Raw genomic sequence first — 20,207 nt, 5'->3', positions numbered from 1 at the left:
CCGCCAGCGTTCGTCCTGAGCCAGGATCAAACTCTCCATAAAAGTAGTTTGAAAGCTCATTTGCTTTGCTAGCGATCCAACTTCGTTAGAAGTTGGAATCTATTGTTTGCTTCATTTAAGAAGCTTGTTTCATTAACGTTGCTTGTTCAGTTTTCAAGGTTCATTTTGTTTCGTTGTCGTTTTAGCGACTTCTCTAATTTAACATCTCTGTTTCTTTTTGTCAACAACTTTTTTGAAAAAGTTTTTTGAAAGAAATTCGAGAAAGTAATTTAGTTTTTTTCAAGTACGTCTTAGCGACATTTAATATATTACAATACTTTCAATGTTTTCGTCAACACTTTTTTAAAAATAATTTCAGAGCGTTTATAAACGCTCTGCTTAATATACTATAACCCATACTCAGATTCAATATAAAGTCTGTCTACATAATAGTTCCTGTGGAATATCACTTCGTTTTTAGCAATAACAGTATCCACCAGAATTAACTCTTTTTCAATTAAGTATTCAACAAACACTTCCAAGTCTACAGAGTAATAACTCAGCTCAGGATGATCATGCAATTGCTGAATCGTCCATGAAGGTTGTGCAAGCATTGTTTCCAAAATATGTTGCGCCCCATCCGTAGTTCTGGAATTGATTAAAAACTCACCGGCTAAAAACAATAACTCCAGACGCTTCTCAAGACTTTCGTTACTCATAATCAATTCTTCATATAATTTATAAATTGCTGGATCATTACGTTTTACCTGAGCCCAAACAGTCACTTCAGGATAATGCCCACTATCGATAATCGATAATCTTCCTAAATGATGCAATGAAGCAACTACATGATTGTACGCATCTAAAAAATGACCATCTTCAAATAATTCTTTTCCTTCTTTATAACGACGGATTAACTTGGCAAACTGGATACCTGTTTTTAATTTACGACCGAAGAATGGGAACTCTTGTAATTCAGAACGTAGTTTATATAGAAACTCATTGCGGTCAAACATAATTTTACCGTGGAAAAGCCAATCAACCAACCGCTTATTCGAACCAATGAAAATCCATTTACGTAACCGTTCCTCCGTTAAAATATGCATCACCATTTTCGCTTCACCATATGAATAGTGTTTCGAATAAATAGGCTTATCACTTTCTTTTACAATAATTAAAAGAACCGAATCAAATGTATCGGTCATATTCTCAGCACCTTCACGCTTGTTTATCAATATTACTCCGAGCGTTTCCGGCTGACTTGCACGTTCCTGATAAATCGGTCTCAAAATATGTTCCATTGTTATCCCCCTATAAAGTTTACCTTCTATATAATGTCATTGTAGATGCTATAAGATAAATTAACTAGTATTACATTGATAAACTTTCAACCATGATGAAAGTCCATCATTTCCTTAAAACAAATAATAGAAATCCCGTTATTTTTTCTTTCGCCATTCATTTATAAAAACCCTTCATTTCAACATTTTTAAATAGTATTAAGGGATATATACAAGCCGCCTAATTCTTTCCTGTCTACTAATTTATATCCAATTTATGTTATAGTATATTTTAGATTAGGAGGCAATTGAAATGAAAAAATATAATAGTAAAATTAATAAGATCCGCTCTTTTGCATTATCCCTTATTTTCATCGGCTTCGTTATTATGTATGGTGCAATCTTTTTCAAAAATAATCAAATACTTGTATTAATCTTCATGACAATTGGACTTCTTTGCATCATCGGCAGTACAGCTGTATACGGCTGGATAGGATTGTTGTCTACAAAGGCTGTGCAAGTCGTCTGTCCGGAATGCGGGAAATGGACAAAGATTTTAGGTCGTGTGGATATTTGCATGTATTGCAATGAACCGCTTACTTTAGATCCTGCATTGGAAGGAAAAGAATTCAATCAAGAGTACAATAAAAATTAATTGTTAGACAGTACTGGAGTAAAGGTGATTAAACTTTTGCTCCAGTTTTTTATATAAAAAAACCTAGCAACAACCGTTACTAGGTTAAATATTATTGAACTTTTGTTGCACCGACTGCTACACAGTCAGGACATGTACCATAGACTTCTAAACGGTGCGAATTAACTTGAAAGCCTGTTACTTGCGAAGCAAACTGCTCCACTTCATTTAATCCGGGATAGTGGAAGTCTACAATTTTACCGCAGCCATCACAGATCATGTGATAATGGTCGCCCGTTACGAAATCAAAACGACTCGCTGCATCCCCATAAGTAAGCTCTTTTACTAAGCCTACTTCACGAAAGACACGTAAATTATTATAAACTGTTGCTACACTCATATTAGGAAACTTATCGCAAAGCGCCTTGTATATATCATCAGCTGTTGGGTGAATCATACTTTGAATTAAATATTCCAAAATCGCATGACGCTGAGGAGTAATTCGTACACCAGTAGTCTTTAACGTGTCCAGCGCATCCTTTAAATGCAATTCAGACATCGTCATGCACCCCTTTTCATACATATTATTAATTTGTAATCGTTATAATTAGTGTAGCGAATTTGTCCATGCGTTGTCAACAATTGCTTATTCCAATTGAATTAAAAGTATTGGGTAGAAAAGCTAATTGAAAATGAAAGCGATTAAAGGCTTATTCTTTCATATAGCATTCTCAATTAGTACCCTCTAAGAATATCCATTTTATTTTCTAAGTCACGTTCCCCATTGAGCCATTTTTCCAGACTTGGTTTGAAAATATCCAGACTGCGCTCTACATAACGTGATGAATGACTCGAAAAATGTGGTGATAATGTAACATTGTTCAAGTCCCATAGCAGGCTGTCTGCCGGTAATGGCTCGATCTCATAGACATCCAATACGGCATGCTCTATCAGCTCGTCTTGTAAAACGCCGACAAGAGTATCCGTTTCCACTAAGTCACCTCTTCCGAAATTCATAAAGATGGCTGAACTCTTCATCAGTTCAAAATGCTCGCGAGTCAGCATATGCTTCGTTTCCTTAGTAGACGGCAGCATCGAAAGAACAATATCTGCTTTCGGTAACTGCTCTTTTAAATCATCCAGCTTATATGTTTCATTCATATACGGCGCTTCGTTGCCTGAGCGATTGCAGCCAATTGTATGCACATCAAATGCCTGCAAAATACGTCCTACTTCTCCGCCGATTGCACCCGGACCGATAATCAATGCCGTACTTCCATTTAGCTCTGTCGGACGCGCCTTTTTATTCCATTCTTTCTTCTGTTGCTGCTCATAAATAAACGGTAATACACGTTTCAATGATAAAATATGAGCTAAAATCGATTCAGTCATCGGCTTCTTATGTATCCCGCGAACATTCGAAACGAGTATATTACGTTTCGCGATCGCTTCTGCCGGCATCTTCTCGATTCCTGCAGATGCAACGAAAATCCATTGCAATTTGTCTGCATGCTGTAAATGTTCTTCCTTTAAATCTTCCCCATAAGTTACTAAAATTTCGGATTGTGCAAGTTTCTCCACATCCAACTTCTTATCAAATAAAAAATCTACCTGGGGAAACTGTGCTAAAAGCGGCTGTTTTAAATCTTCGCGTGGTTCAAATGTAAAATAAATCGTTACCATTGTCATTCCCCTTTGCGCACCTATTAATTCGTGCGATTTTTTAAATAGTTTAACACATCTTCAATATGATTTTTCACCCGTACTTTGCGCCACTCCTTTTCAACGATTCCCTCTTCATTAATTAAAAACGTTGAACGCTCAATACCCATATACTCTTTTCCGAAGTTTTTCTTCAATGTCCATACACCATATTTCTCAGCAACTTCATGATTCTCATCCACTAATAATGAAAACGGCAATCCGTGCTTTTCAATAAACTTTGTATGCTTCGCTGCATCATCCAAACTTACACCTAAAATTACAGCATTCAAATCTGAAAAATCTTCATATTTATCGCGGAAGTCGCAAGCCTGTGTTGTACAGCCAGGTGTTAAATCTTTTTGATAAAAATAAAGAATAACGTTTTTGCCTTTATACTCTTCCAGCGAAATCATTTTCCCCTCTTCGTTTTGCAATTCAAATACTGGTGCTTTTAAATTTTCTAATGTCATGTCTATTCCTCCAAAATTTTCTTCTATGATACAAAACAATGCCCGATGCTTCAATTTCTTTGGCGTTCCCTTTCATTACATACTACAATAGATATGAAATCATTTCATGTAACCTATTTTGGAGGAATAAATTATGAATCATACTAAATCTGAACAGCTTCATGCAGAAGCACTCGAACATATCGTTGGCGGGGTAAATAGTCCATCCCGTTCTTATAAAGCAGTAGGCGGCGGTGCACCTGTTGTCATGGTCCGCGGTAAAGGAGCATACTTTTGGGATGTGGACGGTAATCGCTACATCGATTATTTAGCAGCCTATGGACCGATTGTTACGGGGCATGGTCATCCGCATATCGCAAAAGCCATTGCACATGCAGCAGAAACAGGGGTATTATTCGGTACACCGACAGAGCATGAAATCAAATTCGCAAAAATGTTAAAAGAAGCTATTCCTACATTGGATAAAGTACGTTTTAACAACTCAGGTACAGAAGCCGTGATGACATGTGTACGTGTGGCACGCGCATTTACAGGCCGCACAAAAATCATTAAATTCGCCGGCTGCTATCACGGTCACTTCGACCAAGTACTTGTTGCCGCGGGATCAGGTCCTGCAACATTAGGTTCACCTGACTCTGCCGGTGTTCCTCATGCTGTCGCAACAGAAGTAATTACCGTTCCTTTTAACAATAATGAAGAATTTACATTAGCGATGGAAAAATGGGGCAATGATGTTGCAGGGATTTTAATCGAGCCAATCGTCGGCAACTTCGGAATTGTAGAACCTCACAAAGGATTTTTGGAACATGTACATGCATTGGCAAAAGAGTATGGTACATTAACAATTCACGATGAAGTCATTACAGCTTTCCGTTTCCACTACGGTGCAGCGCATACAATGCTTGGCTTAACTCCGGATTTAGTCGCAATGGGGAAAGTAATCGGCGGCGGTCTGCCAATCGGTGCATACGGTGGTCGTAAAGAAGTAATGGAAACAGTCGCTCCACTTGGCCCTGCATATCAGGCTGGTACGATGGCCGGTAACCCTGCAAGTATGCAAGCAGGTATTGCATGTCTAGAAGTGTTGCAGCAACCGGGGATTTATGAAGAGATGGATCGCTTAGGTGCTCTTCTTGAAGAAGGTATTTTAGCCGCTGCAAAAAAACATAATGTGACGATTACACTAAACCGTTTAAAAGGCGCATTCGCTGTTTACTTTACTGATGTCAAAGTGGAAAACTATGAGCAGGCGGAAAATACGGACGGTGAAAAGTTCGGTCGCTTCTTTAAATTAATGTTATCCCAAGGCATCAACTTAGCCCCTTCAAAATATGAAGCATGGTTCTTAACGACAGAACATACAGAAGCAGACGTGAAAGAAACGTTAAAAGCAGTAGATTACGCATTTTCTCAACTATAATAACAACTGCCGCTATACATTTTATAGCGGCTTCTCTTCATTGACTCCCTCAGAAAGGAGGAAAAGAACATGAAACTAGGTGCACGCGTTTTAAAAACGGGTGTTGCAATTGTTTTCGCCTTATTTTTAGCTCAAATACTGAATGTACCCTCACCTGTGTTTGCTGCAATTGCTGCTGTATTCGCAATCCAGCCTTCTATTTACCGCTCTTATCTTACAATTTTAGAGCAAATACAGGGTAATATAATCGGCGCTACCATTGCTGTCCTATTCGGTCTCATTTTCGGTCATCATATCGTGGCTGTCGGTATTGCCGCTATTGTCGTCCTTGGCATTATGATGAAGCTAAAGCTCGAAAAATCCGTTTCACTGGCACTCGTAACGATGATTGCCATTATGGAAGTACCGGGCGATGATTTTCTGATGTTTGGTTTAATCCGATTTAGTACTGTGATGCTGGGTGTTTTTGCTGCTTTCGTTGTCAATATGTTATTTGTACCGCCTAAATACGAAATAAAATTATTTAAAATGATTAACTCTGTCCAGGATGATATCATTCGCTGGACACGTTTAGCCGTTCGCCAGGCTAGTGAACATACTTCAACGAAAATGGCTGTAAGTAAATTGCAGTCCCGACTAAATGAAATTGATACAATGTATGGTTTTTTCAAAGAAGAACGCAGTTATTTCAAAAACCGGAAGTATGTGAAAGCCCGAAAACTGGTTATTTACCGCCAAATGTTATTAACTTCGAAAAAAAGCTATGAGTTGCTCGTTCGTCTGCATAAACATGAAAATGAGCTCGGGAAGTTACCAAGTAAATTCCAAGTAATTATTCAAGAACGTTTAGATTTCTTGCTAACCTACCACGAACAACTGTTATTGAAATATACCGGGAAGCTGAGGCCAGAACATTCAAAATGGACACGTCACGAGGAATATTTGCAAGGCAGTGAGCTAATGGAGCAGTTTATCAAACAGATCGCCCTTGCTCAGGAAGAGGCGGCAGAAGATGAGCAGTTTTCAAGCTACCATCTGCTTTATATTTTATCGCGGATATTAGATTACGAGGAAAACCTGGAGCATCTTGATACGTTGATCGTTTCTTATCGCAGCTTCCATAGTGAAGAAAAAAACCTCGACTTGGAATCAGAGTTCTACTAAATAAAAAGAAGGTGTGCATTTTTCGCACACCTTCTTTTTAACTTTTCATCTTCGGATCAAGTGCATCCCGCAATCCGTCGCCCATAAGGTTAAAGCCGATTACAGTCAGCATAATCGCAAGTCCCGGGAAAATCATTGCCCATGGTGCGTTTAGTAAAAACATCCGCGCATCTGCGAGCATTTTCCCCCACTCAGGCTGTGGCGCTTCTGCACCAAGTCCTAAAAACCCTAGCGCTGCCGCTTCGATAATCGCTGTCGCAATCGCCAGTGTCCCCTGTACGATTACCGGAGTCATTGAGTTCGGCAAAATATGCTTCCATAATATCCGGGAGTTTTTCATACCGATTGCTCTAGCAGCATGAATATACTCTTCTTCTTTAATACTTAGAACCCGCGACCGAATCAGTCGGCCAAAGTTCGGTATATTAATAACCGCAATGGCAATTAATGCGTTTTGCAATGATGGTCCTAAAATCGATACAATGGCGATCGCCAATAAAATACTTGGAAACGCAAGCATAATATCAAAAATTCGCGAAATAATCGTATCAACCCAACGTCCATAGTACCCTGCAATAATCCCTAAAAAACTGCCGGCAACTGCAGAGATTAACACGGCCGATAAACCAACCGTTAACGAGATGCGTGCCCCATGTAAAATTCGCGAAAATATGTCGCGACCCAGATCATCTGTTCCAAACCAGAAATCAGCAGATGGAGGCTGCAGACGCATACTTAAATTTTGCTCGTTTATACCTTGTGGTGCAAATAAAGGGCCGAGTATTGCCAGAAGCACAAAGAATAACACAATTGCACTGCCGAACAGCGCAGACTTACTTTTCTTGAAATTCGTCCACGCCTCTTGCCACGGTCCTTTTACTCGTTCTTCTTCAATTCGCTGAACTTTATTTTGTATAACTTCAGCCATGCTATGCGCCTCCTCTCTAGTTGTATTTAATGCGCGAATCAATCACTGTATATAAAAGGTCAACAATCAAGTTAATCATTACGAATAAAAAGGCAACGATTAATATACCTGACTGGATGACAGGATAATCACGGAATCCTATCGCTTCGTATATATAGCGTCCAATTCCCGGCCAACTAAATATCGTTTCCGTTAAGATCGCACCGCCTAAAAGCATACCCGTTTGTAAACCGACTACTGTCAAAACAGGAATCAACGCATTTTTCAATGCATGCTTATAAACAACAACGAACATTTTCTGACCTTTTGCCCGCGCTGTACGAACAAAATCCGAACGCATTACTTCCAACATAGAGGCTCTTGTCATACGTGCAATGATCGCTGTCGGAATCGTTGCGAGTGCAATGCCAGGTAAAAATAAGTGCTTTAACACTACAATAAATTGATCAAACCGGCCTTGCCATAATGTATCAATTAAGTAAAAGTGAGTAATTGCCGTAACCGGATCCCGCACTTCTTCCCGTCCCGATGTCGGCAACCAGCCCAGCTGAATACCGAATGCCCATTGCTCCATTAAACCTAACCAGAAAATCGGCATCGAAACACCAATTAAAGCAATCACCATCGCTAAGTAATCAAACCATGAATTTTGAAACCACGCCGAAACAATCCCTGCATTTACCCCAACGATAATTGCAATAATCATCGCGAAAAATGCCAGTTCAAATGTAGCTGCTAAATAAGGCCACATTTCAGAAGAAATCGGCTGCCTTGTTCTTAATGACTCCCCCAAATCTCCCGTTACAATCCCTTTTAAGTAATCGAAATATTGAATATACCACGGATTATCTAGGCCAAGTTTCAAGCGAAGTGCCGCGATTGCATCTGCAGTAGCTTGCTGTCCTAAAATGACTTGTGCTGGATCACCGGGAATGGCACGAATAATTAGAAATACTAAAAAGGTCATCCCAAGTAATACAGGTATTAGATGCAGTAGACGTTTGCCAATGTAGTGAAGCATGCTCTTCACCCCTTTTATGAATGTATGTTTCTACTAGTTGAAAAAAGGAGAGGAATATTCCTCCCCTTTCACTTAACTTTCTATTACTCCATTGAAACGTTATGCAATTTATCAGAGCCTGTTGGGTGTGGCAAGAACCCATTCACACCTGCTTTTGCTGCAAGTAATGGTGTAGAGTGTGCAAGCGGAACCCATGGAGCATCGTCATGAATGATTTCCTGTGCTTTTTTGTATAATTCATTACGCACATTTTCATCTGTTTCAGACTGTGCCTGAATTAATAGTTCATGAACTTCTTCATTAGTATAGTACGCATAGTTATTTGAACCGATATTGTCTTTGTCTAACAATGTGTAGATGAAGTTGTCTGCATCTCCATTATCACCAGTCCAGCCAAGCATGAATGCATCTGCTTCACCGTTTTTCGCTTTTTCTAAATATGTTGCCCATTCAAATGTTACGATTTTCGATGGGATTCCAACATCTTCTAAGTTTTTCTGAATAACTTCCGCCACTTTCGCTCCGTCCGGCATATAAGGACGAGGTACCGGCATTGCCCATAACTCAATTTCTTTTCCGTCATAGCCAGCTTCAGCTAATAATGATTTCGCTTTTTCTGGATCATAAGGGTATGGAGAAATTGCATCATTGTAACCGCTAATTGATGATGGCATCGGGTTTGCCGCCACTTCTGCACGTCCTTCAAAGAACGCATCAACAATCGCCTGTTTATCGATTGCATAGTTTACTGCTTGACGTACCAATTTGTTATCAAACGGTGCGCGTGTATTCGTTAAACCTAAATAGCCAATGTTCATTGATGGACGTTCAATCAGTTGTAACGTCGAATCACCTTCTACTGTTTTACCGTCTGAAGGGTTAATACCATCTGCTAAATCGATATTGCCTGCCATTAATTCATTTAAACGAGCAGAGTTATCCGGAATTGAACGGAAGATAACTTTATCTAATTTCGGGAAACCTTCTTGCCAGTAGTCCTCAAATTTCTCAATCGTGATTGAGTCATTACGTTTCCATTCTGTGAATTTAAATGGACCTGTACCTACAGGGTTATCGCCGAATTTATCGCCTGCTGCTTCAAATGCAGTTGGTGAACCAATTCCGAACGGGCTCATTGCCAAGTTTTTAAGGAATGGTGCCTGCGGACGAGAAAGTGTGAATACAACTGTGTAATCTCCTTCTGCCGTTACATCTTTAATAATATCTTCGCCCTCTGCTTTAAACATAGAGTTGAAATAGTAGAAATCTTCCTCTTTTCCACCTTTCCAGCGATTGATATTCTTAATTACCGCTTCTGCATTGAAGTCTGTACCGTCATGGAACTTTACACCTTCTTGAAGTTGGAATGTGTAAGTTAAACCATCTTCACTTACTTCCCATTCTTTTGCTAGTCCAGGGTTGATCGTTGTATCTTGTTCCCCGAAGTTTAGTAATGTTTCAAATAGGTTTTGTGTTACTTTGAATGATTCGCCATCTGTTACGATACCTGGATCAAGTGATACAGAATCTGCTCCACGGCCAAATACTAATACTTGAGGTGTTGAAGAACTTGAATTGTCTGTCGTACTGCTGTCTGTATTTGAACTTGAATCGTTGCTTGGTTCTGATGATGACGTTTCTGCATCGTCAGCACCACAAGCAGCTAAAAATAATGACATTATTAATAGCATCATAAGACTTACTAAATACAATTTACCTTTCCTCAATAAAAAAACCCCCTAGACTTTTTAATCTATTATCATTGTGGCGTTTCATATAAATGACACGCCACAGAATGACCTGGTTTAACTTGCTGGAGCATCGGAATTACTTGCTTGCACTTATCCATCGCAAAAGGACAGCGTGTATGGAATGTGCATCCTGTCGGCGGGTTTGACGGGCTCGGTATATCACCTTTCAGCAATAGCTGTTCCCTCTCAAACTGCGGATCTGGAATTGGTACAGCCGATAATAGCGCCTGTGTATAAGGATGTAATGGCTCATGATATAACGATTCGCTTTCCGCAATTTCGACAAGCCTGCCTAAGTACATCACGCCTACCCGGTCACTAATATGTCGCACAACCCCTAAATCATGGGCAATAAATATATATGTTAGTTTCAAATCTTCCTGCAACCGCTGCATTAAATTTAAAACTTGTGCTTGAATGGATACATCCAGTGCAGATACCGGTTCATCTGCAATAATCAATTTCGGATTTGTCATTAAGGCTCTGGCGATACCGATTCGCTGTCTTTGTCCGCCGCTAAACTGATGAGGATAGCGTTTTGCATGATAGGAGCTTAAACCGACGATTTCCAAGTATTCATGTACTTTCTTTTTGCGTTCCTTTGCATTTCCAATCCCGTGTACAATCAACGGTTCCTCTAATATTTTTTCAACCGTATGTCTTGGATTTAATGAGGCATACGGATCCTGAAACACCATTTGAATCTCTCTCCGGACTTTTCGCATTTGTTCGTTATTTAACTTTGTGAGCTCTACGCCATCAAATGTCACCTGGCCTTCTGTTGGTTCATGCAATCGCATAATTGCCCGGCCCGTAGTAGATTTCCCGCAACCGGATTCTCCGACAATGCCTAATGTTTCCCCTTCATAAAGCTCAAACGAAACGTCATCTACAGCCTTCACATCACCGACATGACGTGCAAACATCCCATGCCTGATCGGAAAATATTTTTTCAGATTGTCAACTTTCAGCAGCACTTTCGACATGTGTAACTCCCCCTTCTTCCATATCCAATAAGAAGCATCTTGCTTTATGTGTACCGGACGATTCATATAGCGGAGGATTATTTGTTAAACAACGATCGAATGCATATTCACAACGTGCTGCAAAACGGCAGCCTTCCAAAATGGAACCTGGTTTCGGGACATTTCCAGGAATCGAATAAAGCGTATCCTTTTTATAACGCATATCCGGAACTGACTGGATAAGCCCTTTCGTATAAGGATGCTGCGGGTTTCTAAATATTTCATTAACTGGTGCCTCTTCTACGATTTGCCCCGCATACATAACAATGACGCGCTCACAAGTTTCTGCAACAACACCTAAATCATGTGTGATGAGTAAAACAGCAGTATTCAGCCGTTCATTTAAATCCCGCATTAACTTTAAAATTTGGGCTTGGATTGTTACATCGAGGGCTGTTGTCGGTTCATCGGCAATAAGCACTTTCGGATTGCATACAAGAGCCATCGCTATCATTACACGTTGCCGCATTCCGCCCGACAGCTGGTGTGGATAGTCTTTCAGCAACTGTTCCGCGCGCGGCAAACCTACCAGCTTCATGATTTCCACCGCCCGGGCACTCGCTTCTTTTTTCGACCATTTCGGATGATGGATTCGAATCGCTTCGATTAATTGATTTCCGATCGTAAACAACGGATTCAGCGAAGTCATCGGCTCCTGAAATATCATTGCGATTTCATTGCCTCGAATTTTGCGCATTTGCTTATCTGAAAGCTTTGAAATATCTTGCCCTTTCAATAAAATTTCTCCATTTGTAATTTTTCCGGGAGGACTCGGTACGAGGCCCATAATAGAGAGGGAAGTAACACTTTTACCACAGCCGGACTCCCCTACGATGGCGAGAATTTCCCCTTCATGAATTGAAAAGCTTATTCGATCGACAGCTGCAACCTTTCCACTGTCTGAAAAAAATGTCGTTTCTAACTCTCTCACTTCAAGCACAGCTTTTCGACTCATTTAACCACCCCAATATTCTGAAGATTAAAAGTATTTGAAAATATGATATTATAACATCTAGTAATTTACAACATTATCGTAAAAAAATGTAATTTTAAATATACATAAAAAAAGTGACCATGCTGATTTATTTCAACATAGTCACTTAATTTTAATCTAATTTTTGTACTTGGAATAAGTTATAATATGCTCCTTGTTGCTCCATTAGTCGTTGATGATTGCCGGATTCTATAACTTCTCCGTGTTCAATAACGATAATGTTGTCAGCGTGGGTAATTGTAGACAGGCGGTGAGCAATAATGATCGTCGTCCGCTCATGTGCTAAACGGTCAAGCGAGTCTTGAATTAGTGCTTCACTTTCCAGATCGAGTGCAGAAGTCGCCTCATCCAATACTAGAATTGGCGGATTTTTTAGAAATACTCGTGCAATTGCTACACGCTGCTTCTGCCCGCCTGAAAGTTTGACACCACGTTCTCCTACTTTCGTGTCATAACCTTCTGGTAATCCCATAATAAAGTCATGGGCATTCGCCGCTTTGGCAGCAGCAACTATTTCCTCATCTGTCGCATGCGGATTTCCCATTAAAATATTCTGCTTCACTGAATCACTAAACAAAATATTATCCTGTAATACTATCCCGATTTGCGAGCGTAATGATTCAATCGTAACATCTTTAACATTTTGATCATCAATTTTTACCGCTCCCTCCGTCACATCATAGAAGCGCGGAATCAAACTGACGATTGTCGATTTCCCCCCGCCGCTCATACCTACAAAGGCAACAGTTTGTCCAGGTTCAATCGTGAAATCAACTTCATTTAAAATCGTGTTTCCATCTTTATCATACTTGAATGTAACATGATCAAATTGAAGCTTCCCTTTTGCTGCGGGTAACACCACTGCGTTAGGCTTGTCTTGAACTTCATATTTCTCATCCATCAATTCGAACATTCGATCCATTGAGGCAATTGACTGAGTCAATGTTGTCGATGAACTCACCAAACGACGAAGCGGACCATACAAGCGTTCAATATAAGCATAAAATGCGACTAGTACACCGATGGATAGGTCACCTTGTAAAAACTGATAACCTGCAAAGCCAATCACGATCAGCGGTGCCATATCCGTAATGGTATTAACGACAGCAAAAGATTTTGCATTCCAGCGTGAATGGTCCAGCGCTTTATTAAGAAACTCCCCATTCGTTTCATCGAAAATCTTCTGTTCATGCTTTTCCAATGTAAAACTTTTAATAATGCTCATACCGGCAACACGCTCATGTAAATAACTTTGAACGCCTGCCAAAGCCTGTGAGCGTTCCTTCGTTAAGCTACGAAGTCTCCCGAAGAAATACTTTACACTAAGTGCGTAAAAAGGTAGTGCTATAAGCGACACAAGCGTCAACTTTACATCCATTGCAAACATAACACCGATTACGATTAAAATAGTGGCCAAATCGAGCCATAAGTTCATTAATCCGGTCATAACAAAGTTTTTCGTCTGCTCAACATCATTGATGACTCGCGAAATTACTTCTCCGGCCCGCGTATTCGCATAATACTTTAAGCTTAACTTTTGTAAGTGGCCATACAATTCCTTACGAATATCAAATAGAATATTGTTACTCAAGTTTTGCGCAAAGTATTGGCGGTAATATTCGATTGGTGGTCGAATAACAAAAAACAATACGAGTGCAATACCGATCCATGTAAATAATTGGCTTGTTTTTTCTTCTGTAGACATACCATCCTTTAGTAATATATCATCGATAATTATTTGCAGGAGCCATGGTAAAAATAACGGAATCGCAAATTTAAGTATGCCGATTATGATCGTTAAAAATAAAAGCATTTTATACGGCTTGACGAACCGCATATAACGTTTAATACTATCCAATGCAAAAAACACTTCCCCTCAGAAATTTTGCAACAGCAATTATCATATCATAATTCCCCATTAAGCATTTACACATGTACTTTACCCAAAAGAAAAACACAAGCAACCTAAAAAGTTACTTGTGTCTCATCTACTCTTTATTTGCCTGAATTTCACTCAATAAGATATACCGATTTGTCCAAGACTCTATGAAGTCCGGAGCGAATGGTCCACGACGTTGTTCAATCCAGCTTACCAATGTTTTTACATTCCGCTGTAAAATTTTATCTATGACTTCGGGGTAGTTCATTTCCAACCTGTGCTGCTCATATTCATCTTCATCCAATAATGCATGACTCATATCAGGAAACACTTTTACGTCCAAATCATAGTCAATATATTTTAAGCAGTTGTTATCAAACACAAACGGTGAACTGATGTTGCAATAGTAATACACCCCGTCATCCCGCAACATACAAATAATATTGAACCAATGCTCTGCATGAAAGTAACAAATCGAGGGTTCACGTGTCAGCCAGGTGCGACCGTCTGATTCAGTAACAAGTGTTTTTTCATTTGCACCGATTATAATATTTTTTGTTGCTTTTAATACCATCGTTTCTTGCCAGACACGGTGGATATTACCATTGTGCTTATAACTATGTATTTGGATTTTTTCTCCTTCAACCGGTAATGCCATCATAAAGCCCACCTTTTCGTCTTAGCTAAAAATTCTAGCAGTCTTTATTGTATTATAACAATGCTTTGGCAAAACTTGTAGTTCGAATGCAATTATTTTCAATTTTGCGTGAAAATTATTGCGAATCCTTAATAGTTGCACATATTAAAACAAAGTATCAATAAGTTCAGCTTCTTATATGATTTCCCTGCTCTTTCTTTTTAAAACAAAAAAAGATGTTCTGAAAGTTTGCACTTTCAGAACATCTTTCTGCACTTCATTAGAAGTTGTTGTTGTTACGCTTCGCGAATTGTGCGTTACGTTGCTCTTGTTCGCGTTGCTGTTTTTGGTTTTGTTGTTGAACTTCGTTGAAGTTTTGGTCTTGACCAAATTCTTCAAGGTTGTTGTTTTGGCGATTATTTTGTTTTTGATTTTGGTTTTGGTTTTGGTTTTGCTGGTTGAACTCGTTGAAGTTTAGTTCTTGACCAAACTCTTCAAAGTTGTTTTGTTGGTTGTTGCGTTGGTTTTGGTTTTGGTTTTGTTGATTATTACGGTTTTGCTGATTATTACGGTTTTGGTTTTGTTCATTGCGACTCATCTTGTATCACCTCCATGACCTTTATTGTGGTCTGGTGATAAAAGAATTATGCATTTATTTTTCCCCAGATTTTTAACATCGGCACAGGCATCGGTAATTTAGCAATTTGCTCTTTTGTAAAGAAAGCCATATTTTCCTGTTTGCCATTCACTTCAGCTACATCGACTAAATAGCTGTCAATATGCCATTTCAAATGTGAAAACACATGTTTGAAACTTAAAATCGGTTCTTTAAAATTGTGCTCCAAAGTTACGTTATATTGTTTTTCCACTTTGGTTAAACTATTTTCATCTGACTGGCGTTCAATCATAATAAACTGCCACATATTTGCGAGCAGACCATCTTCAGGACGCTTCTCCATTAAAAAACGACCTTCTTTATCACGAATAATATATACATCATATTCAATATTTTTTGTTTTCAGCTTTTTGGATTTAACCGGTAAGCTGGATGGGTCTCCTTCATGGAATGCTGTGCAATAATCACGCACTGGACATAATAAGCATTTCGGTGAAGTCGGTGTACAAATTAATGCTCCAAGCTCCATCAGTCCTTGATTGAACGCAGAGGTATTTTCTGGATCAATTAGCTCCGTTACCGCTTGTTCAAAAATTTTCTTTGTTTTCGGCAAAGCGATATCAGCATCTATATTTAATACACGACTTAGTACACGCATAACATTTCCATCTACAGCATGCTCCGGCTTTCCGTAAGCAATACTTAATATTGCTCCTGCTGTATATGGTCCAACACCTTTCAACTTTGAAATGTCAACGCGGTTATCCGGTACTTTTCCACCGTACACTTCGACTACTTCCCGTACACCTGCTTGTAAATTACGGACACGGGAATAATAACCTAAACCTTCCCACATTTTAAGCAACTCTTCTTCCGGGGAATAGGCTAAACTTTCCGCTGTAGGGTATTTTTCTATAAAACGGTTGTAGTATGGGATGACTGTATCAACTCTTGTTTGCTGCAGCATTACTTCAGACACCCATATTTGATACGGTTCTTTCGTCCGACGCCAAGGCAAATCTCGTTGTTCTTCCAAAAACCATTGTACTAAAGCCTGGCGAAATTGTTTTGTATATGGATAGTTCACATTGTCCTCCAAAAATTCGATTTTATTTCCTTCAAAAAGGGTATATTATAATGTGGATACTATTGCTAAATTTTTCCGTTCTCGAACGGTTTTAAGATCGAGGGGTTGATACATTTGGATTCAGGCACACATTTCGTCATGGGGATTGCTATCGGAGGCCTAGCACTTGTAGACCCGACTGTCGCAAGTCATTCCATGACCTTTACGGCTGTAATGGCTGGAACGATTATCGGACAACAGGCACCGGATATTGATACGGTTTTAAAACTTCGTAATAATGCGGTTTATATACGACATCACCGAGGGATTACACATTCAATACCTGCCGTTTTACTATGGCCTCTATTAATAACAGGTGTACTCGCTCTTATTTTACCTGATGTCCATCTATTCAATGTTTGGCTATGGACACAGATCGCCGTATTCTTACATGTGTTTGTAGATATTTTCAATGCATACGGCACACAGGCATTGCGCCCGTTTTCAAAAAAGTGGGTTGCACTCGGTGTTATTAATACATTTGATCCAATTATATTCACCATGCACTGTATCGGTATTTTACTTTGGTTATTAGGGACAGAACCTGTCCTCACATTTACGGTCATGTACATTATTATTTTCTTCTATTATATTTTACGTTTTGCTCTTCAAAAGGCGGTTAAAACTGCTGTTCATCATGAACTGCAGGACGAAGAATTTGTAATTGTTGCTCCGACAATGCGTTTTTTCCATTGGAAAGTTGCCGCAAAATCTAAAACGCACTTTTATGTTGGTCGTGCCTATCGCCGATCCGTCAATATTTACGATAAGTTCGAAATTGAGCCTATCCCAAAAACGGAGCTCGTTGAAAAAGCGATGAAAGATCCAAACTTAGATGCTTTTTTATCATTTTCACCACTTTACCGGTGGGAAATTTCAGAGCTTGAAAGCGGCGTAACAGAACTGCGTTTAATCGATTTACGATACCGCAGTAACGATCGCTATCCTTTCGTTGCAGTCGCCCATTTAGATGACGAGCTTAACATTGTCAATTCTTATACCGGCTGGATTTTCACAGAAGAAAAATTGCAGAAACGACTGCAAATAGGAGCCGGCAATGACTGAATAAAAGACGGAAAACCACCAGCCACAACTGGTGGTTTTATGTTGCAATCAGCAAAGTAGCTACACAATTGCTGAATGGTTTTAATTCAACGTATCATCACTGTCATTTAAAAGTTGCGCATATTTCGGGTTTTGTGCCGCAAATAAGTGAAGCTTATCCCCATAGCTTTCAATCAACTGGCTCACTAATTTAGATGTATATTCCGCGCCGCGGTAATCCGCACCGGCTTTGGCAGAAGTCGACTCGAAATCACTGCATAATAATTCCACCCATGTACGTGCACGACCTGCCGGTAATTTAGGATTTTTCGCTAATAATTGTTCTGTTAATCTTTGATATAATTCTTCCATGCTACTTCCCTTCTTTCATTGGACGTAATATAGAAACTGGTAATGCTTCTTCAAATCGTTCCGACCCTAATCGGTGTCCCCATGCAAAGCGACCTTTTAAATAATCTACTTGGAAAAATTCACCTGGCGATCCGTTCAAACGATAGATTTCACCCGGAATAATTGTTGAAAGATCAACTAAAAACGCTTCCGCCATCAATGCTTTACGCTCATAGACCGCATACTCATTCACAATCCCCAATTGCTCTGCTTTTCTTGCACGTTCACGTAAGTTTGCAATTTCCTGACGCAATTCCTGTTCAGTCATTGAACTATATGTTAATTCATTCATTTTGTTGTTGCTCCTTCTGTTCAATATATTCATTAATTTTCTCTATTGGAAAGCCCTTTTGATAAAGTGCCTGTTTAACTTTTTGCCGAAGATCAGATCCTGTTAATTTGGCTGCATATTTACGCCAAATTTTATCACCTTGAGCTTCTATTAACTCGGACCATTCATCTTCGTCCCGTTCCAATGTAATCTGGCCGAGTATTTCTTTAACAATCTCATAGGAATAACCTTTACGCAACAGCACATCCTGAATTTTCTGCTTCACTTGTGCCGGAGTTTTTTTTGTATTGGACCGCACGGCTTTTTCCGCTAATTCCATTGCAAGCTTTAACTGTTCCTCATGTTCAAATGTCGCCAATACTTTTTGCTGCAAATTTTTATCAATCCCTTTTTGCATCAGGTCTTGGCGAATAGCAGCCGGCCCTTTTTTTGTCGTACGCTTTCTCGTTTCAAGCAGTGCTTTTGAATAACTTTCATCATTTAAAAAGCCTAAGCCCGTTAATTTATGAATAGCTTCCTGTACAACTGCCTCCCCATGTCCTGCTTTCAGGAGCTTGGATTTCACTTCATGTTCACTACGCATTTGGAAACTTAAAAAATTTAGCGCTTTGTTAAACGCTTTTGCAATTTCATCTTCATATTGTATTTCATCTATTTCCATCTGCTCAAGTACTTTGCCTTTTTGCAGACCGAACTTAATAAGTGTGCCTTCATCAACGGCAAAAGCATATTTTTCGTTCAAGTATATATTGTAGCGCTCTTGATTGTTTTTTTGACGACCAATTTTTGTAATGATCTGAACTTGCACCGTGTACACCTCACAATAACAATGTACATTCTAGTATACATCTTTTTACTTATAGTTTCATGGAACGGTATACTAATAGGGACAAAAAGAAATAAAGGCGGTGTTTGTTATAAAAGTTGCAATTGCAGGCGGTACAGGAATGGTTGGCAGGAGATTGAGTAAGCTATTACTTGAACATGGTCACGAAGTCATAATTTTGACGCGTGGAGAGCAACAAAATGAAGATAACATCTACTATGTGCAATGGTTAAACGACGACTCGACACCGGACCGTTATGTTGAAAATACGGATGCATTTGTAAATTTAGCTGGTGTCTCGCTAAATGAGGGACGATGGACAGATAAGCAAAAACAAGAAATCCTATCAAGCCGTTTGGAATCTACCGATGAAATCATCCGAATTATACAAAACGTGAAGCACAAACCGAAAGTATTCATTAATGCGAGTGCTGTTGGTATTTATCCTGTTTCCGAAACTGCTGTTTATACGGAACAGGCTACCGAAAAAGCAAGTGATTTTTTAGGGAGCGTTGTGGCACAGTGGGAAGATAAAGCAATGCAGGCTCAACAATTAGGCATCCGCACTTGTTTAACCCGTTTTGGCGTAATTTTGGAAAAAGGCGAAGGTGCACTGCCGATGATGATATTACCTTATAAGCTTGGTGTTGGCGGAACAATCGGCTCGGGCAGGCAGTGGCTTAGCTGGATTCATGTAGAAGATGTAGCACGTGCTATACTTTATGCAATTGAAAACGATACATTATCAGGGCCGATTAATTTTACAACACCAAATGTAAAACGTATGAAGCAATTTGGGCACTCAATTAGTAAGGCAATGAAGCGTCCACATTGGTTCCCGGTACCAAGTATTGCTTTAAAGCTCGCTCTTGGCGAGAAGAGTATGCTCGTACTGGAAGGTCAGCATGTCGTACCTGAAAAATTAATAAACGCAAATTTTAAATTTAAATTTGTTTCTGTAGAAGATGCAATTCGGGATCTCTATGAATAAAACAATGCTTTTCAC

General features: G+C 39.4%; 21 protein-coding genes. 5 read left to right on the top strand and 16 right to left on the bottom strand.

Translation table 11 applies throughout. The features are described from left to right. Positions 1–386 precede the first annotated feature (386 nt). Positions 387–1,280: a nucleotidyltransferase-like protein gene (locus ACQKN3_RS16250; protein WP_251690665.1), complete on the bottom strand. Its 894-nt coding sequence runs from the start codon at positions 1,278–1,280 to the stop codon at positions 387–389. Positions 1,281–1,572: 292 nt separating this feature from the next. Between ACQKN3_RS16250 and ACQKN3_RS16245 the strand changes: the two genes are divergently transcribed. After that, complete coding sequence (locus ACQKN3_RS16245) at positions 1,573–1,914, top strand: YgzB family protein (RefSeq protein WP_251690666.1); 342 nt, start codon at positions 1,573–1,575, stop codon at positions 1,912–1,914. A 91-nt stretch (positions 1,915–2,005) separates the two neighbouring features. On the opposite strand, the gene perR is transcribed toward ACQKN3_RS16245, so the two are convergent. The 3 genes from perR to bcp form a co-directional block, all read right to left on the bottom strand. Further along, positions 2,006–2,452 (bottom strand): peroxide-responsive transcriptional repressor PerR, encoded by a 447-nt coding sequence (perR, locus tag ACQKN3_RS16240; RefSeq protein WP_079523609.1) that lies wholly within the window; start codon positions 2,450–2,452, stop codon positions 2,006–2,008. 176 nt (positions 2,453–2,628) lie between these two features. After that, the gene (locus ACQKN3_RS16235) at positions 2,629–3,576 is read right to left on the bottom strand and encodes a D-2-hydroxyacid dehydrogenase (RefSeq protein ID WP_251690667.1); all 948 of its coding nucleotides are present in this window, start codon (positions 3,574–3,576) and stop codon (positions 2,629–2,631) included. A gap of 23 nt (positions 3,577–3,599) precedes the next feature. Continuing rightward, complete coding sequence (gene bcp / locus ACQKN3_RS16230) at positions 3,600–4,067, bottom strand: thioredoxin-dependent thiol peroxidase (RefSeq protein WP_427713275.1); 468 nt, start codon at positions 4,065–4,067, stop codon at positions 3,600–3,602. 133 nt (positions 4,068–4,200) lie between these two features. Between bcp and ACQKN3_RS16225 the strand changes: the two genes are divergently transcribed. Together ACQKN3_RS16225 and ACQKN3_RS16220 are read left to right on the top strand one after the other, a co-directional pair. Beyond that, entirely contained in the window at positions 4,201–5,487 is a 1,287-nt protein-coding gene (locus tag ACQKN3_RS16225; protein WP_427713272.1) for a glutamate-1-semialdehyde 2,1-aminomutase, read from the top strand. 69 nt (positions 5,488–5,556) lie between these two features. Beyond that, positions 5,557–6,651, top strand: coding sequence for an FUSC family protein (locus tag ACQKN3_RS16220; protein WP_008405739.1), 1,095 nt, complete (start codon positions 5,557–5,559; stop codon positions 6,649–6,651). A 37-nt stretch (positions 6,652–6,688) separates the two neighbouring features. Here ACQKN3_RS16220 and nikC read toward each other — a convergent pair whose 3' ends face one another. The 9 genes from nikC to mutY form a co-directional block, all read right to left on the bottom strand. Further along, on the bottom strand, positions 6,689–7,579 hold the full coding sequence (gene nikC, locus ACQKN3_RS16215) for a nickel transporter permease (RefSeq protein WP_251690670.1): 891 nt from the start codon (positions 7,577–7,579) through the stop codon (positions 6,689–6,691). Between the two features lie 16 nt (positions 7,580–7,595). Further along, a complete protein-coding gene (locus tag ACQKN3_RS16210; protein WP_251690671.1) occupies positions 7,596–8,600 on the bottom strand; it encodes an ABC transporter permease in 1,005 nt (334 codons plus the stop codon). A gap of 83 nt (positions 8,601–8,683) precedes the next feature. Then, positions 8,684–10,327 (bottom strand): ABC transporter substrate-binding protein, encoded by a 1,644-nt coding sequence (locus tag ACQKN3_RS16205; protein ID WP_427713268.1) that lies wholly within the window; start codon positions 10,325–10,327, stop codon positions 8,684–8,686. A gap of 32 nt (positions 10,328–10,359) precedes the next feature. After that, complete coding sequence (locus ACQKN3_RS16200) at positions 10,360–11,337, bottom strand: ABC transporter ATP-binding protein (protein ID WP_251690673.1); 978 nt, start codon at positions 11,335–11,337, stop codon at positions 10,360–10,362. Then, positions 11,312–12,331 carry an ABC transporter ATP-binding protein gene (locus tag ACQKN3_RS16195; RefSeq protein WP_079523618.1) on the bottom strand — a complete coding sequence of 340 codons (1,020 nt, stop codon included), beginning with the start codon at positions 12,329–12,331 and terminating at the stop codon, positions 11,312–11,314. Before ACQKN3_RS16195 ends, ACQKN3_RS16200 begins: the two co-directional genes overlap by 26 nt. 151 nt (positions 12,332–12,482) lie before the next feature. Continuing rightward, a complete protein-coding gene (locus ACQKN3_RS16190) occupies positions 12,483–14,207 on the bottom strand; it encodes an ABC transporter ATP-binding protein (RefSeq protein ID WP_427713285.1) in 1,725 nt (574 codons plus the stop codon). A 151-nt stretch (positions 14,208–14,358) separates the two neighbouring features. Beyond that, complete coding sequence (gene ntdP, locus ACQKN3_RS16185; protein ID WP_251690674.1) at positions 14,359–14,907, bottom strand: nucleoside tri-diphosphate phosphatase; 549 nt, start codon at positions 14,905–14,907, stop codon at positions 14,359–14,361. Positions 14,908–15,166: 259 nt separating this feature from the next. Continuing rightward, positions 15,167–15,484 (bottom strand): hypothetical protein, encoded by a 318-nt coding sequence (locus ACQKN3_RS16180; protein WP_427713264.1) that lies wholly within the window; start codon positions 15,482–15,484, stop codon positions 15,167–15,169. A 46-nt stretch (positions 15,485–15,530) separates the two neighbouring features. After that, positions 15,531–16,589, bottom strand: a complete 1,059-nt coding sequence (gene mutY / locus ACQKN3_RS16175; RefSeq protein ID WP_427713262.1) for an A/G-specific adenine glycosylase — start codon at positions 16,587–16,589, stop codon at positions 15,531–15,533. 114 nt (positions 16,590–16,703) lie between these two features. Between mutY and ACQKN3_RS16170 the strand changes: the two genes are divergently transcribed. Then, positions 16,704–17,693: a metal-dependent hydrolase gene (locus tag ACQKN3_RS16170; protein WP_251690677.1), complete on the top strand. Its 990-nt coding sequence runs from the start codon at positions 16,704–16,706 to the stop codon at positions 17,691–17,693. 81 nt (positions 17,694–17,774) lie between these two features. Here the strand turns inward: ACQKN3_RS16170 and ACQKN3_RS16165 are convergent, their stop codons facing one another. The 3 genes from ACQKN3_RS16165 to recX are packed head-to-tail and all read right to left on the bottom strand — an operon-like array spanning position 17,775 to position 19,183. Continuing rightward, positions 17,775–18,044, bottom strand: a complete 270-nt coding sequence (locus ACQKN3_RS16165; RefSeq protein ID WP_251690678.1) for a YfhJ family protein — start codon at positions 18,042–18,044, stop codon at positions 17,775–17,777. A gap of 1 nt (position 18,045) precedes the next feature. After that, the gene (locus ACQKN3_RS16160) at positions 18,046–18,375 is read right to left on the bottom strand and encodes a YfhH family protein (RefSeq protein WP_251690679.1); all 330 of its coding nucleotides are present in this window, start codon (positions 18,373–18,375) and stop codon (positions 18,046–18,048) included. Next, positions 18,368–19,183, bottom strand: coding sequence for a recombination regulator RecX (recX, locus tag ACQKN3_RS16155; protein ID WP_251690680.1), 816 nt, complete (start codon positions 19,181–19,183; stop codon positions 18,368–18,370). The genes ACQKN3_RS16160 and recX overlap by 8 nt, the downstream gene beginning before the upstream one ends. 109 nt (positions 19,184–19,292) lie before the next feature. On the opposite strand from recX, the gene ACQKN3_RS16150 reads away from it, so the two are divergent. Beyond that, complete coding sequence (locus ACQKN3_RS16150; RefSeq protein ID WP_427713283.1) at positions 19,293–20,192, top strand: TIGR01777 family oxidoreductase; 900 nt, start codon at positions 19,293–19,295, stop codon at positions 20,190–20,192. Positions 20,193–20,207: the final 15 nt, after the last annotated feature.

It is taken from the genome of Solibacillus sp. NPDC093137 (assembly GCF_050280445.1).
Classification (GTDB): domain Bacteria; phylum Bacillota; class Bacilli; order Bacillales_A; family Planococcaceae; genus Solibacillus; species Solibacillus isronensis_B.
The sequence above is the reverse complement of the archived record's forward strand: the minus strand, read 5'-3'. Positions and strand labels throughout refer to the sequence as shown.